This window comes from Stenotrophomonas sp. P5_B8, from assembly GCF_054049855.1.
In genome coordinates this window covers 1-652 of sequence record NZ_JBFULO010000846.1, presented here as the reverse complement: position 1 = coordinate 652, position 652 = coordinate 1, and the positions used below count along the sequence as shown (strand labels likewise).

The window sequence follows — 652 nt, the reverse complement described above, 5'->3', positions numbered from 1 at the left end:
TCCCGGTGTAGTGCACTGTCCAGCGTCACCTCGTTGAGGAAGGCGCGATGCTGGTCATGGTTGCTCTGGCCGCGTGCCCGCAGGTAGTGGCCCGGCTGCGCGGGGTCCCGCGTTGCATAGGCAATGCCATTGAACTCATGATTGCCCATGATCGCCTCGGCGCTGCCCGCATCGACCATGCGCCGGACGATCTCCAGCGTTTCCAGCTGCCCAGGGCCGCGATCAATCAGGTCGCCCACGAACCGCGCCGTACGTGCCGGATGCCGCCAGGCGCCCATGCGCTCGCGGTAACCCAGCTGTTTGAGCAACGCTTTGAGCTTCCCCGCCTGACCGTGAATATCGCCAATGATGTCGTGTGCCATTTCTCCATTCTAGCGGTCAGTGCCGGTTCGCTGGGGGCAGTGGTTAAAATGTGATGCATGCACATTCCAGTCGCGCGAATGGACACTGCCATTTACCTGTGTTATCAAGCGCTGGTCAGGATAATCCTGGCAAACCACACAGCAATCAAAGGATCGAAAATGAAACGATTCGCCCGAGCATTGCGCGTCAGCCTCAATATTCATCCGAACGAGAAAAGTAGTGTGTGGAATACCTGGCCGATCTGGATCGAGTTTTGATTCCCCGTTGATTTTACGGGTTTGAACGGTAG

2 protein-coding genes are annotated in these 652 nt (G+C 57.7%); both read right to left on the bottom strand.

The window, feature by feature from the left end:
- On the bottom strand, positions 1–362 hold a 362-nt coding region (locus tag ACXJKH_RS21795), incomplete at its 3' end, for a metallophosphoesterase (protein WP_457322507.1).
- Between the two features lie 9 nt (positions 363–371).
- A partial coding sequence (locus ACXJKH_RS21790) for a hypothetical protein (protein WP_457322505.1) occupies positions 372–652 on the bottom strand: 281 nt, incomplete at its 5' end.